7 protein-coding genes are annotated in these 16,022 nt (G+C 44.7%); 6 read left to right on the top strand and 1 reads right to left on the bottom strand.

Annotation, left to right across the window (positions count from 1 at the left end; translation table 11 throughout):
- Positions 1 to 153: 153 nt before the first annotated feature.
- From AC3WTP_RS11740 to AC3WTP_RS11715, 6 genes are all read left to right on the top strand, one after another.
- Entirely contained in the window at positions 154 to 1,119 is a 966-nt protein-coding gene (locus AC3WTP_RS11740) for an ABC transporter permease (protein ID WP_492394794.1), read from the top strand.
- A 102-nt stretch (positions 1,120 to 1,221) separates the two neighbouring features.
- Entirely contained in the window at positions 1,222 to 2,109 is an 888-nt protein-coding gene (locus AC3WTP_RS11735; protein ID WP_492394793.1) for a carbohydrate ABC transporter permease, read from the top strand.
- A 49-nt stretch (positions 2,110 to 2,158) separates the two neighbouring features.
- On the top strand, positions 2,159 to 3,757 hold the full coding sequence (locus tag AC3WTP_RS11730; protein WP_492394792.1) for an ABC transporter substrate-binding protein: 1,599 nt from the start codon (positions 2,159 to 2,161) through the stop codon (positions 3,755 to 3,757).
- Between the two features lie 88 nt (positions 3,758 to 3,845).
- Positions 3,846 to 6,068 carry a hypothetical protein gene (locus tag AC3WTP_RS11725; RefSeq protein ID WP_492394791.1) on the top strand — a complete coding sequence of 741 codons (2,223 nt, stop codon included), beginning with the start codon at positions 3,846 to 3,848 and terminating at the stop codon, positions 6,066 to 6,068.
- 15 nt (positions 6,069 to 6,083) lie between these two features.
- Entirely contained in the window at positions 6,084 to 7,298 is a 1,215-nt protein-coding gene (locus AC3WTP_RS11720) for a Gfo/Idh/MocA family protein (RefSeq protein WP_492394790.1), read from the top strand.
- 24 nt (positions 7,299 to 7,322) lie between these two features.
- Positions 7,323 to 10,298 (top strand): glycoside hydrolase family 2 TIM barrel-domain containing protein, encoded by a 2,976-nt coding sequence (locus AC3WTP_RS11715; RefSeq protein ID WP_492394789.1) that lies wholly within the window; start codon positions 7,323 to 7,325, stop codon positions 10,296 to 10,298.
- 73 nt (positions 10,299 to 10,371) lie between these two features.
- Here the strand turns inward: AC3WTP_RS11715 and AC3WTP_RS11710 are convergent, their stop codons facing one another.
- Positions 10,372 to 15,843, bottom strand: a complete 5,472-nt coding sequence (locus AC3WTP_RS11710; RefSeq protein WP_492394788.1) for an endo-alpha-N-acetylgalactosaminidase family protein — start codon at positions 15,841 to 15,843, stop codon at positions 10,372 to 10,374.
- Positions 15,844 to 16,022: the final 179 nt, after the last annotated feature.

Here is a 16,022-nt window from a genome sequence, read left to right as displayed (position 1 = left end):
CGATTTATAACACTTTGTAGAAATCGTTAGTTTTTAGAGATACCCTTGTGTTGAAAAACAAACAGAACAACATATTTGGTTGTTGAGCAAAGAAATCCCCCTAACTACACTGAGAGCAGACGTACAAACGAAGTACAGAAAGGGGTGAACGAAATGAAGGCGATTACACAACCATCTCAAAAAAGAAAGTCTCATAGAAAATTGAACAGCGCGCGTCGTCAGGCACCTTTCTACTTGATGATGGCACCTGGATTGATTTTTATTACAATCTTATTTTACATTCCGATGTCCGGCGTTATCATTGCCTTCAAGGATTACAATCCACGCGATGGTATATTCGGAAGTCCATGGATGGATCCGCTGTTCAAAAACTTTGAGTTTTTCTTTAAGTCCGATGCTGCGAGAACGGTTACCTTCAATACACTCTTTTACAACGTATTAGAAGCTGTTAGCGTTACGCTTTGCGCATTGGCACTGGCTATTCTATTAACTGAAGTAAAAAACAAAGTGGTTTCTGCTACCTATAAAGGTACAATTCTGCTGCCAACCTTTCTCTCATGGGTTGTCATCCAGTACATTCTCTTCAGCATGTTGAGTGTTGACCGTGGTATTGTCAATAATATCATGACCGCAAACGGCGGAGAAGCCATTTACTGGTACAGTGAACCGGATTACTGGCGCTACATCATGCCACTCGCCTATCTATGGAAGAATGTCGGTTACTATTCGGTGCTGTATGTAGCGGCGATTGCCGGGATTAACCCCGATTACTATGAAGCTGCCCAACTGGACGGTGCTTCGAATTGGCAACGAATTAAGCATATCACATTGCCGCTTTTGAAGCCGACGATCATTGTTCTTTCACTGCTATGGGTTGGTAAATTGTTCAATGGCGGTCTAGGCGACTGGAACGGATTCTACACGCTTCCTAATGATGCGGGTGCTCTTTACCCGGCAACAGACGTTATCGACACACTTGTATACCGCTCGCTGAAAAAGGTAAATGACTACGGAATGGCGTCGGCAGTTGGTTTATATCAAGCGGTAGTTGGTTTCTTCCTTGTGTTGATCTCTAACTATATCATTAAAAAGAAGGATCCCGACAGTGCACTATTCTAATCGAACAGAAAGGATAGAATGTGCACCTTCTGATCGATCTGCAGAAACGGATGCTGTCACTGAAAAAAGACTTAAAGCCGTTTCTACTTGGGAGGGAAATACATGCTTCTAAGAAAGCTTCATCTTTCAAAAACAGTTATTCATCTCATCTTTATTGCCATGAGCTTAGCCTGCATCGTTCCGCTGCTATTGGTTGTATCTATATCATTTACTGGCGAGAAATCGCTGATGCTCGACGGATATCATTTCTGGCCCCAAGAGTTCAGCACAGCAGCTTACCAGTATGTATTCAGCGGAGCAGGCTCTATTCTAAATGCATATGCAGTTACGATTTTTGTGACTGTTGTGGGTACATTCTTGCATTTGTTGATTACTTCCATGCTGTCGTATTCGTTGACACGTCCCGAAGTGACTCACCGCAAAGCGCTCACTTTCTTTGTGTATCTTCCGGTTCTATTCAACGGCGGTCTTGTTCCGCAGTACATCTTGCTGACACGCGTCCTGCATCTGAAGGATACAATCTGGGTGCTGATTATCGTCTTTCTGGTGTCGACGGTTAACGTGCTGATTATGAAAAACTTCTTCCGCACGATTCCGAATTCATTAATTGAGTCTGCGCGCATAGATGGCTCGGGTGAAATCCGTACTTTTTTCAAGATTGCACTTCCGCTTTCTAAACCAGCGCTGGCGACCATCGGTTTGTTTGTAGCCATTGCATACTGGAATGACTGGATGACCGCCTCCTTGTACATCGAATCACCGAAACTGCGCACCCTGCAATATCTGCTCCAATCTTTAATGAACAATATTGGATATTTGCAGGCAAACGCAAAGGCTTCACAGTCGATGGAGGCCGCTCTTGGTATGCTGCCTAGTGAAGGCGCGCGCATGGCAACCTGCGTACTCGCCATCGGTCCGATTATTCTGCTGTATCCTTTGCTGCAGAAGTACTTTGAAAAAGGCTTGACCATAGGCGCTGTAAAAGAGTAATTTCCCCAGAAACCACTGGGAAATTAAATAAATTTCAGGAGGAACAATGATGAAAAGAATGTTTGCGATTCTGTTATCCGTAATGATGCTGTCTACTATGATGTTGACCGGCTGCGGAGAGAAAGACGCAGGCTCTACCGGCGGCGATCCTGCTCCGACTGGCGATTCTGCTTCGACTAAAGAAGAGATGGTTGAGCTCAAATTCTACATGATGAACAGCCCTGTGAATGAATTCGACCGCGTCATGCAGAAAGCTAACGAAATCATCGGCAAAGAAATCAATGCAAAGCTGAATCTGATTCTTGTAGACGCCAGTACATATGCTGACAAGATGAATCTGATGATCAATTCCGGCGACGACTGGGATCTCAGCCTCACTGCAAACTGGGGTGGCATTAACTTCTTTGAAAACGCCGCCAAAGGCGCTTATGCCGACCTGACTGATCTCATTCCTAAATATGCACCGCAAACTTATGCTCGTATTCCTGAAGGACTGTGGGAAGGAGTTAAAGTAGATGACAAGATCTATGCACTCGTGAACTATCAACAGTGGGGCACTGCCAAACGAGAGGGCTTTAAATTCCGTTCAGATCTTGTAGAGGAAACTGGCTTTGACTGGAAATCCTTGAAAGGTAAGCCTACAATCGAGGTACTCGAAAAGATGGGACCTTTCCTTGGCGATTCTCTGGCAAAACACAAAGATATGATCGGGTTTGAAACCAGCTCCCTTGAAAGCTCAAGCTTATATGCCGGCAATCCATTGATATGGAACATGGAAGCCGTAGGTGATATGAGCATCCCTGGCTGGATTAACCTTGATCATCCAGACACCGTTATCAACCAGTTTGAGACAGAAGAATTTGCGAAGTACACTGAAATTATGCGCGACTGGTTCAACAAAGGTTATGTGCGCAAGGATGGCGCAACGGTAAAAGATACTTCTCCTGACCGTAAAGCAGCCAAATTTGTCGCTGAGAAAACGGGAAGCTGGCCTGACAGCATTGATCATCCTGGTAATTCTGACGCTAGCAATATGTCTATGACGAAGAGCGCAGGCAATGCTCCTGCAGTAACCGTTTCCACGACTCGCACGATGATTCCTGCAGGTGCTGCTTCTACTGCAGCTATTGCAATCAATTCCGAATCCAAACACATTGAAAAAGCGTTGCAGTTAGTTGAACTGCTCAACACCAACGATGAACTGTACAAGCTGATTACGCTTGGTGAAGAAGGCGTTGACTACAAGTACGACGAAAATGGCAAGTTCACTATGATTGAAGGCAAATACAATTTCAACTTTAACGAATGGCAAATGGGTCAATCTTACAGCCCTGACTTCAACCGTGCTAACTATGACAAGAACAAAGATGGTGAAACTCAAAAAGAGACCCAAAAAATTGTCTTGGAAGCTGACAAAACAGCAGAGATTTCACCAGTAACGGGCTTCGTATTCGACCCGACTCCTGTGAAGACTCAGATTGCGAACTGCTCTTCGGTTACTACGGAATTGATTCCGGCGCTCAGCTCCGGTTCTGTAGATCCTGCTAAAGCATTGCCTGAATTACAGAAGCGCCTGAAAACTGCTGGCGTAGACGACATCATCAAAGAAAAACAGGCTCAATATGACGCCTGGAAAGCAAAAAAATAATCTCGCGCTCCTTTGTGAAATCCGGTGTATTTCTTTATAGCGTACACCGGATTTCTATTTTAATAAGCCAAAAAGAGAGGAACCCGATATGCGCTATTCTCTTATGTGTAAATCTTTTACAGGCAGTGAAGTAATCGACTGTGAGAAAGTCTATGTGAATCTGGAAGACAAGCAATATACTTTTTCGCAGTATCCATGCAGTGCTTCGATGACCACACAAACACTGAAGCATGGACAACGGCTGGATATTACCTTGTCATTTCATGAAGATACTACCGATCCGATGAATTTTTCATTTTCGATGGAAACGGAGCAATGGGAAAAAGACAATTATGTGCTGATGCCCGGTGCGGTTTATAATGGCAATCGTTTTGTAAGCTTACCTCTTCCGTACCCGCCTTATTATGAGCCTCCCCACAACAGCCGATTTTCCGATGCCGAAGTTATTACCAGCATTCCTCATCTGGATATAGAGAACATGCAATCGCAAATCTCTTTGCTTTCTGGTGATATGGCATCGCCTTTAAGCGGGTTCTATGATTATAACCGCCAATCCGGTTCTGTTCTATTGGGAGAGCACCAATGCGGTGGTTATTATACAGGCTTTACCGTCGATGAAAATCAATCCGATGGCCAAGCTTCTTTTGTGCTTTCGGTTCCAGGCGTGCGCGAGACTACACAATATTTTTTCGGGGATCAGAACGACGGACGAGGCTGGCGTCCAGACGTCTCAGCTCCTTCACAAGATACCGGCGCCTTTTTTAAACAAGGTGAATCCCTAACCCTAACTGTCTGTGTCTTTCACTGGCAGCACATATCTTTGCCGGACTTTTTCAAGCTAGTAAACAGCACCAAGACAACATTGGAAGCTTCAAAGCATTTTTATAACGTTCCGTTCTATAAGGCATATACAAGCATCAAGGATAAGTACCAAAAGGAAAACTTCACGAAAGAAGGCTATTACTCCGTAGGAACCGACCGGAATATTCATCAGCAATGTTGGCAGGCCGGCTGGATTGGCGGAGGCATCAACAGCTACCCGCTGTTGATAGAAGATTCAACTGAAGCACGGCAGCGCGCGCTGTCTACGCTCCGCTTTATATTTTCACGCTTGCAGCATCCAAGCGGATGGGTGTTCGGCATGTATGGAAACGGAAAATTTTATGGTGACGGTGGCGACAGTAATCCTGAAACCATTTTGTTGGTTCGAAAAGATGCCGATTTGCTTTATTTCGTGCTGAAGCAGCTATTTTGGCTTTCGGATAACCACCATTCTACGATAGAGTTCGAGCAGCCCGTAAAGGCCCTATGCGATGCATTCGTACGGCTGTTCCAACAATACGGTCAGATCGGACAGTTTATTGATATGGCCACAGAAGAAATAGTCGTAGGCAATTCAGCTGGAGCATGTATGGCTGTAGGCGCGCTGGCACTGGCAAGCGACTATTTCCAGAGTTCGGAATATCGCGATGTTGCAGAGCAGCTCGGGGAGTATTATTACCACAACTATGTGAAAAAAGGGATGCTGAACGGCTGCCCTGGGGAGATCTGTCAAGCACCGGATAGCGAAGCGGCTTTCGCCATGCTGGAAAGCTATGTTCAGCTGTATGAAACGACCCAGAAGAGCATCTGGCTGTCTTATGCGGAATATACCTGCGAGATTGCCATGACGTGGGTCATGAGCTACGACTTTGTGTTCCCTGCTCACAGTACAGCAGCACAGCGCGGTGTGCACAGCAGCGGCACGGTGTTTGCCAACGCACAGAACAAACACTCTGCGCCTGGTATTTGTACACTTTCAGGCAATAGTCTTCTCAAGCTGTACCGCTTTACAGGCAATGCAAAATACCTGCATGAGCTGCATGCTATTGCACACAGCTTGCCGCAATATGTATCGCTGGCGGAAGATCCGGAGCTTACGCTCGAAAAGAAATATTTGCCTGTGGGCTATATGAACGAGCGTGTGCAAACAAGCGACTGGGAAGGCAAAGAAACGGTTGGAGAATTCCTCTATGGCTCCAACTGGCCGGAAGTTTCTATGCTGCTTACATATGTGGAAGTACCCGGTGTATATGTGGATTTCGCAAGCCGCACCTTGCAGGTATTTGATCATGTGGAATGCTTGGTTACACAGTGGAATCCGGACTCTGTATGCCTGGAAATGTACAATCCTACAGCATACAGTACGGTGGTTACGCTGCTTGCGGACGAACGCACGGATGCTCAGCGCGTAACGCATAACTACTTTGGAAGTATGAAAACTGTCCCCCTTTCAGCCGGAGAGCGTGTACAGATTGAACTCATTAAATAACGGGAGGTTTTCCTCATGTTGAATATTGGTGTTATTGGATACGGCGTGCGGATCGACATGCTGATGGATGATTTATTCGCGCTGCCTGATGAAGTTCGCATCAAGGCAGTAGCAGATCCCAACCACGAGCGCGTGCGGGCTTTAATGAAGAAAGACGGCTCGATAGAAACGATGCATCACATGGAAATCGATAAAATCGACGGACTTATGCGCAGCTGCGAGATGAATCCAGATACCATTACCTTTTATACGGATGCTGACGACATGCTGGACAACGAGAAGCTGGACGGCGTGATCGTGGGCACGAACTGCAACACGCATACTTATTTCGCTCAGAGAGTGCTGGATCGCAATCTGCCGCTGTTCTTGGAAAAGCCGGTAGCTACTACGATGGAGGATCTGAGAACGCTAGCGGAGTGCGAAGCGAAAGCAACGGCTCCTACGGTTGTTTCTTTCCCGCTGCGCGTCACACCTGTGGTGCAGGAAGTAAAGCGTATTCTGGATGCCGGCACGATCGGCAAGGTGGAGCATGTGCAAGCGTTCAACGATGTAACCTATGGCTATGTGTATTTCCATGACTGGTACCGCGATGAGTCCGTTTCGAAGGGACTCTTCCTGCAGAAGGCAACGCATGATATCGACGTCCTCAACTATCTGTTGGGTGAAGAGCCGGTGAACGTCTGCGCGATGAAGTCCAAGCAGATTTACAAAGGCGACATGCCAGCCGGCCTGCGCTGCAGTGAATGCGACAAATGGGAAACTTGTATGGACAGCACTTACAATATCATCAATCTGCGCAATGACACTCCGCGCAGCGATTATTGCGGCTTTGCGGTAGATACCGGAAACGAAGACTCCGGCAGCATGATTGTGAAATACGCGAGCGGCATGCACGTGATGTACTCGCAGAACCTCTTTGCCCGTAAAGGTGCTGGCCGACGCGGCGCAAGGCTGTACGGTTACAAAGGCACCGTGGAATTCGATTTCACCACAAATGAAATCAAAGTATTTGACCATATGAGCGACAAAGTATCTATTGTGCGGCTTGGTGATCAAGGTTCGCGTCATGGCGGCGGTGATATTGTACTCATGCGCAATTTTGTACATCTGATGCAAGGCAGAACCACCGAGTCTGTAGCTCCGCTGAAAGACGGCATCCGCAGTGCGCTTGTGTGTCTGCAAGCTAAAGCGTCTTCCGAAAGTGATCAATTCTATCCTGTCACTCTATAAATCACACGGTAATGGAGAGATCATATGAATTACAACTATCACCAGGATTTGCAGATCGTTAGGGTAAACACAATGCCTGACCGGGCCTATTATATTCCCTGTGCACTGGGCACAACCACCTCATCGAAACAAAACAATGAGCGTGTATTGCTCTTAAACGGCAGCTGGCAGTTTGCATATTACCCTTCCTATGCTGAAGCTTCTCTGGTTGGTGTTTCGGACGGCGTCCTTCCCGTTCCGTCCAACTGGCAAATGCACGGGTACGACAAGCATCAGTATGTGAATTTTGATTATCCGATTCCGTATAATCCGCCTTATGTGCCCAAAGAAAACCCGTGCGGTATTTATAAGCGCACCTTCTCGGTGGAGCTTACGGAGGAAATGCGATTTTATTTGAACTTTGAAGGTGTGGATTCCTGTCATTATGTATATCTCAACGGTGTATTAGTAGGATACAGCCAAGTATCCCACTCCACTGCTGAATATGATGTTACCCCGTTCTTGCGAGATGGGGAGAACGAGATCGCCGTCGTCGTTCTGAAATGGTGCGATGGAACCTATCTGGAAGCGCAGGATAAGTTCCGCATGTCAGGCATATTCCGCGATGTATATCTGCTGAAACGCCCGCAGCATCATGTACGCCATTATGTGGTGCAAACATCGATACAACAAGAAAGTGCCACCTTGTCTTTCCGTTTTGATGACTGCGGTACGGCACTTTGCAAATCTATTAAAATACTGGACGCAGCAGGCACTCTTGTAGCGCAGGGAGAAACTTGCGATGACACACTGTGCCTGACCCTAGATCACCCTGTGCTTTGGAATGCGGAGCAACCTTACTTGTATCAGGTCGTGCTCGACACCTTGCAGGAGCGAATAGTAGACACGATTGGGATTCGCACGATCTCTGCACAGGGCAATGTGCTGCTCGTCAACGGACAGCCTATCAAGCTAAAAGGTGTAAACCGTCACGACAGCTATCCCGACACCGGATATGTGGCTTCACGTGAGCAGATGGTGCGAGATTTGCAGTTGATGAAGCAGCACAACATCAACGCCATCCGCACATCGCATTATCCGAATGCACCGGAATTCTATCATCTGTGTGACGAATACGGCTTCTATGTGATTGACGAGGGTGATATGGAAACGCATGGTGCATGGTCGAGCCACGGCGAACGTGAGGATCACTGGTATGCGCTTATGCATCACGATCCGCGGTTTGAAACGGCTGTTGTGGATCGTGTGCAGCGTCTTGTCACTCGCGACATCAACCGTCCGTGCGTGCTGATCTGGTCACTTGGCAACGAGAGCGGCTTTGGTGTCAATACATTAGCCGCGATTGACGTCATGCGGAATCTGGACAACAAACGCCTTCTTCACTATGAATCGAAGCTGCTTGTACCTGAGGATCAGGGAAAATTCAGCTTTGATATTCTAGATGTAGAAAGCTATATGTACCCGGAAATTGAATTCGCTGAACAACTTGCTAAGGAATGCAAAAAGCCATTGATTTTATGCGAGTTCGCTCATGCCATGGGCAACGGTCCAGGCAGCTTAACAGAATACTATGATTTATTCTATCGTTATGATGGTTTTGCCGGCGGCTTTGTGTGGGAATGGTGCGATCACGCTGTGTTACAGCACGATGCTGATGGCAACGCGCAGTATCTATATGGCGGGGACTTTGGCGAAGTGCTGCACGATGGGAACTTCTGTGTAGACGGACTCGTTTATCCCGACCGCACGCCGCACACCGGTCTGCTGGAGCTGAAGAACTGTGCGCGACCTGTTCATGTGACAAGGGAAGGAAACACGTTTGTGGCTGAAAATAAACTGGACTTTGCCGACCTTTCCGAGGCTCTTACCATCGTCTGGACGCTAGAGCAAAACGGTACAAAGGTAGCCGAAGGCAGCGTTGCCGATTTCAACCTTGCTCCGCATATGAAAGCTCAATTGCCGCTTTCACTGCCACAAATTGACGGCTCGCGTGTGTATCTGAAATTGGAGTATTTGCAAAAGGCCGAACATCCGCTAATCCCTGCTGGGACATCTCTTGGGTTTGATCAATTTGATCTGTCCACAGAGACATCAAGCGTGATCTTGCCGGTGTCGCATCACCCCGTATCGGCTAAGCAGACCGAGACCGGATGGCTGGTAAGCGGCGAAGCATTTTCCTATCATTTTAATGCGGCACTCGGTACCTTTGATTCATGTGTGGTAGACGGCAAGGAGTGTTTTGTTAAACCGGCTGAATTTGATATTTACCGCGCCCCTACCGATAACGATATGATAGAGTCTGGGGTTGCCAGCCACAGCAAACGTTCCTGGAAAAGCTTGCGGCTGGATGCGGCTTATGCCTACACGTACGAAGCATCGCTAGAACAATCGGATACATGTGTTACCATTACCTGCCCGCTGTCGCTTGTAGCAGATCGCGCAGCGCCTTTCTGTACAATCAAGGCCATCTACAAAGTGCATGGCAGCGGCGCCGTCGAAGTGAGTTTGCAGGTATCGGTGCGCAAAGATCTTGCCTATCTGCCGCGCTTTGGCATGCGCTATTTCCTGACGGAAGATTTTCAGCATTGCGACTATTTCGGCTATGGTCCGCATGAGAGCTATGCCGATAAGCATGCCAACAGCTATAAGAGCAGATTTGATGCTAAAGTGCCGGATCTCTTTGAGAACTATATTTATCCGCAGGAGAACGGTTCGCACTACAACACCGAAGAATGCACATTGTCGAGTGCAGCTGCGACGATCAAGGTATGCAGCACACAGCCTTTTAGCTTCTGCGCTTCGGAGTATACTCGTGAAGAACTGGCTGCTAAGAAGCACCATTTCGAGCTGCAGAAGAGCGGCTGTACCGTATGGAACATTGACTATGCGATGACGGGAGTCGGTTCCGGAAGTTGCGGTCCCTATACACTGCCGCAATATCGTTTGACGGAGAAAGAATTCGTGTTCGACTATGCCTTCTTGCCTCAGAAGAAATTATGATTAAAACAAACAACAAACGCTTGGGCTCATAATAGCCCAAGCGTTTGTTGTTTCCTTAGCAAAGTTCAAATTGTTATCGTGGCTCTACCTTACTGGTGCTTGTGATTTCTCCATTCTCAATCATAAACTCAACTGTTTCATAACCTTTTAGCTCATTTGGTTTAAACATATTATTCTGAATGGTAATGACATCAGTATTTGTTCTGAATTGAATGGTTTTATTCATTTTATTGGAGGTCACCTGCTGTGATGGCAATTGTATAACCCATGTTTTTGCATCAGCATTCTTCGTCAGATCGATAACAATATTGGTAATCCCCGCCTGATCTTTATGTGCTTTTGCAAATGCCTTATTCATTGTTGAATTATCCAATACCACTTTTACTGTATTTCCATCTACAGTTTCATCAGGGATTATTCTTACTGTTCCATCGTTATCAATTACAATTTCGTGTGCTTTCGTAGGAGGCGTTCCTGGGTCTTGGCCCCCTCCATTTCTCTTTGTTACTGTTACTTCTGCAGTAGCTTTAATATCTGTTTCAGCTACTGTACCATTTACTGCAAACGTACCTGGCTGTGCGTACTTGCTTTCATCTATAGTATCCCAGGTTACCGCTACTTCACCAGTTGTGTTATCTTCATATACTACAGTTACATTAGCCGGTAATGTTGGAGCTATTCCAACCGTTGTGGAAACGATAACTGGATGAATTGATTTAATAACGGTTCCTGGGTCTACAGTTGATTTAGCACCGTAGGCTTCAAACTCACGGAAACCTGCCCATGCTGGGTCAACACCCAAAGCAGTCACTTTTATAAATTTAACATTGTTAGCTGACCAAGTATCTTCTGTAACACTTTCAGTAACTGGGGTATCCCACTTATCTGCAGTTTTTTGCCAGTTTTCACCATCAGAAGATACTTCTATTTTATACTTCATCGTACTAGAAGCAGATTCCCAAGTAATCTTTGAACCCGTAACATCGTACTCTGCTCCCAGGTCAACCTGCCACCAATGTTCCGTACTTGGATCACTTACGCACCAACGAGTTGATGTTTGACCATCATTACCCATAGCTGCTGTATTACTTGACTGTTGACTGCTTGCAGTTGCAGTTTTCTTCAAAGCAATGTTTGGATCTTCTTTTACTGTAATTTCTGCAACAGCTTTCTTTTCAGTACCTGCTATCGTACCATTAACAGTAAACACGCCTTCTTTGCTGATCTGTTCATCAGAAATGCTGTCCCATGTAACAGATACAAATGTCTTTGTATTATCACTTAATGTTACTTCGAGCATGCTTGGAAGTATTGGTGTTTTACCAATGACTGTACTTACTTTTACTTCAGGAATTTCAATAATTGTAGCTTGAGTTTCTATAACGATAACAATAGCCTGCGCTTTGATATTAGTACCTTCTACTGTACCCTCCACTTTAAATGATCCAACATTCTTGTAGCTATCTTCAGATATGATATCCCAAGTGACAGGTACATTGATAACTGCGCCATTTGAAGTGATCATCTTCGCAGTTCCTGGCATTGCAGGTGCAGTTCCTACTGTAGTGTAAACATTCATCACTTTTGCAGCTACAATATCTACTTCTCCGCTAACTGTTACTGTTACAGTAGCTGTAATAGCTGCAGCTTCAACGCCATTAATGTGTCCTACCACTTCAAATGATCCTTCTTCTGCATATTTTGAAGGCTCAATTGCTGGCCATTGAACTGGCAAATCCAATTCTGTGCCATTGCTCAGTGTTGCTTTTACTGTTGCAGGCATTTCCGGGTGCATGCCAGCTATAGTGCTAACTTCAACGGTATCTGGTCCAGTTATGGATGGAGCTTCTTGAGCAACTCTCATCTCAGCTACACTCGCCCAACCATTAATACCTTCTAACGCTGTTAACTTAACATGAGTTATTGGCTTTGAACTATCAATTGCTACTTGTTTTGTAGCAACAGTTCTATCCCATGTTCCATTTAAAACGACTTTAACAAAACCTTCAGCATCTACTTCTTTACCTTCGTTATTTGCTGGATCTGCATACTTAACATATAAGTCATATTTTGTGATGAAGCCATTACCACTTGCTTCTCCTTTACTATTCGTTTCCTGTCTTGGAGTTACATCTACTCTGTTTACATTGTAAGCTTTACCTAAATCAAGTGTAAGGGATTGTGGTAATCGATCACTTCCATCCCAAGCTGTATGCCACAATGAACCTGTGTTTCCATCCAGAACATTTTCAGGGTTATCGCCTTCTTGATAACCAGTTGCACTTGCTTGGATACCTTCTACAGGTATAACTGATAAGTCAACAGGTGTAATTGGTAATGGTTCAATTGTTGCATCCTTAGCTTCCTTAACCACTAAATCATCAAGAATAAAGTCCCCTGCTGAACTTCCAGCGGTATTTCTTGTTCCTATCCAGAAATCTTCTGTGCTTGCTGTAAATTTAACAGTAAACTGTGTAGGAACGGTTGCCTGTGGCATTGGTACATTTATCACTTCCTTAGTACCGTTACCAACAACGAAATTAATCTTCTTATCGAATTGACTTTCATATTTAAATGAAACTTCGTAAGTTGTTCCTTTATCAAATCTTAAAGTCTGCGGTAATGTTCTCATGATGAGACCGCTACCCGTTTTATGTGACTTAATGGACCATTCGCCATTCAATACGTCATCAACTGTTTTTCCATTCCAGCCTTTTTGCGTGTATGGAGCGTGTAATTCTGATAAATGAGTACGTGGATCACTTACTCCGTCAGCATCTGCTATAACAAATGGAGTCAACCCTTGGTCAACATGTTCAAAATCTTCAGCTAATATTACATCTGGAGATTGAGGTACAACTCTCTTTGTAGGTACGCAGCGAACATCGTCAAATGTTACAGTCGCTGTTCCTGGAGCTACCTTCAAGTACAATGTTGCTGTTTCCTGTCCTTCTACTACATCAAATACGACTCTCATTCTCTGCATATTGGTGCTGTGCTTTGAATCAGCTGAGATATAGTTTTTAAGCGGTGAGCTTTCAGTATAGTTAGTAATGTCGGCTCCACCATAATCTTTAACACCAATCGTTGTTTTACGTTTTGCATTTCCTGCAGTGTTTGGATCACTAGCATTTGTACGATCCGGTGTATTGCCAACCTGAACATACATGGATGCAGAGTATGTTCCTGGCTTCAATCCAGATAATTGAGTTTCTAATACCGTTTCTTCACTATTTTCATTTACTACGAGTTCATATTGTCCACGATGGTTACGTTCAACAGTTGCAGCACCGCTTTTTACTTCCCAGTTGTCTAATGTTCCACTGTTGAAGCTTGGATCCTTTGCAGGCATTCCAAATCCCCACTCCATAACTTCAGCAGTTACAGAAACATCACCTTTGTATACAACGTAAGCTTGTTTTGGATCAGCATCAATCGTGATTTTGCCATCAACTACGTTTAATACTTTTTCATCTTTCTTACCGGTATCTGTTAATGTGTATAACTTCACCGTTGATACATTTCCCCAGCTATTTGGAAGCTCCCAAATTGATGATCCGCCTACTTCATTATAGTGATAGAGTTTTTCTTCAGCGCCTGCCAATTCGTTAGCTGTCTTATCGGAATTTGGCGACCATGGCAACAAATATTTGAGGTTATTGAATCTTACATCATCATAAACGTTACCGTTACTTGTGCCTTGTAGTATTGTTACATCTTCTTCAAGAAGCTTTTTACCATCTTTCGTAAATGTTCTCTTTCCGTCTGATGTCCTTTCGGCAACGACATTGCCTTCAAACTCAACTCTTCCTACATTATTGGTTACATCGTACTTCGTCATTGGGAAGCTTTGCAGATATTTCGTAGGTAGATTTGTTTTGAATGCAACATCGATCATGTCATCATAATCTACTCTACCCTGCCATCCTTCTGCATCATTTGCCTCCGTACCACCGAGGATGGGGTGACGAGCGATCCAAGTATCTTTCTGGTGATTTCGCACAAATCTTGCGATATCACTACTGTAGCCCTTGATGTTTTTACCGCCGTAATCATAGTCAACGGACCAGTGATTCCACACGGCTTCATCTTCTAATACATTTGGAAACTCCGTAGTAAGCGTCCATCCCAAAGAATTCACTTCTCTTGCAAATTTTCTTCCGTTAAAGCCCTGTTCATACCAAGCATCCGCATAAATAAAGTCAAGAGTTGGCGCATCGTTCTTTAACATCTGTAAGCGGTTTAATCTGTTGCCAGTATAGACTTCTCTACGGTATGTGGGATCATCAAAGTCATAGGATTGGTCAAGCCAGTCCCAGCCGGGTTTGTTGAGATTAACTAATTGATCATCGAACGCCTTTGCTTCCGGATGAGCACCTGTACCACTAATGTGTACACCCATGAAAGCATTATAGCTCTGCGCTTCTCTTACAAGTGTATCCATATCCTTCTGTCCACCCTGACGTACACCGATATGTCCACCGTAATCGGGATGTGACGAGTCATGACCTTCAGCTTGGTAACCCTTTAATTCCACCCACTGTCCAAGCCCGTCCGTTGATAGATAGATTCTCTTTGTTTCATCTAATGTCTTTAAGAATGGGTTTGTAGCCTGACTGCCAAAGTTCATTGGTATACGGTGAACAACAAGTTCAGACATTCTGTCGCTGCCTACAGGAGTGTTCATGATATCACGGAATGCAACAGCTCCATCCTGCCAATCCATTTGATGATCACCATTGGCGTCCTCTGTAATAACTACTTTTGTATGTGGTAATGGTTCAGTTATATCATCAGGCATACTATTCCCACGGTATACCCATGAAGCACTCCATAAAGCCGTACGGGAGTAATCTGTTTTCTTCGTCGTCTGCTTCACAATACGGTGGTTATCATTGTCTCCGTCAGCATTTGTATCGCCATATGCGTTTGACCAAATCCCTGCTGCCAGTTGATCATTGTTAATAAACGCATACATATAGTTTCTTGGAGTAGTATCTACCGCAGGAGTTCCTGATACATCTTGATACACATCACCTTTTTTATAAACAGCGTTTTCCATTCTGGAACCGGCGAATTTGGCACCCGCTTCCGTACTTCTCACCGATACCAAGCTGTGGTTTGGAACTTCAATGGTATGTATTCTTGCTGTACCATTTTCTTGCACATCCGTTACTAAGAAGTCAAGTGTATTGTCTTTAACAGTCATTGACAACGTAATAACTACATCTAATTCGTCAATCGTTAGTGCATACTCAGCTTTGTTATCGCTTTCAATATACTCTACTGTTGGTACGTAGTCTGTTCCGTTAATTCTTATTGTGTTTAATACATCTTCTGAGCCATTTAACACTTTGTTATTTAACTCATACTTGATTACCCTGGGAAATTTCTGATCTAGCTGAACGGACATTATATTTGATTCAATGATTCCATCATTAGCTGCAGCATCTACATTTCCTGAAAATGCAGGAATTGTAATGCTAATCAGTTGTACAGAGGCTACCGCGATTGCTACGTTTTTCATTACCTTTGATAGTGACATTCTTTTACCTCCTTTGGGTTCAATCCATCACTTTCCATAAATCATAAGTGCAATTACCATTAAGTCAGCATCACCTCCTTTGGTCATTCACTTACTTTTAGACCTTCTCCTTCAAACTAATCGTGGAACAAGAGAGTTGCTTATTTTCTAGAGAAACTGAGTAGACATACATTAATGGA

The sequence above is a fragment of the Paenibacillus sp. EB106-04-04-XG159 genome, from assembly GCF_058791835.1.
Note: the sequence above shows the minus strand (reverse complement) of the source record. Positions and strands in the feature narration are given on the sequence as shown.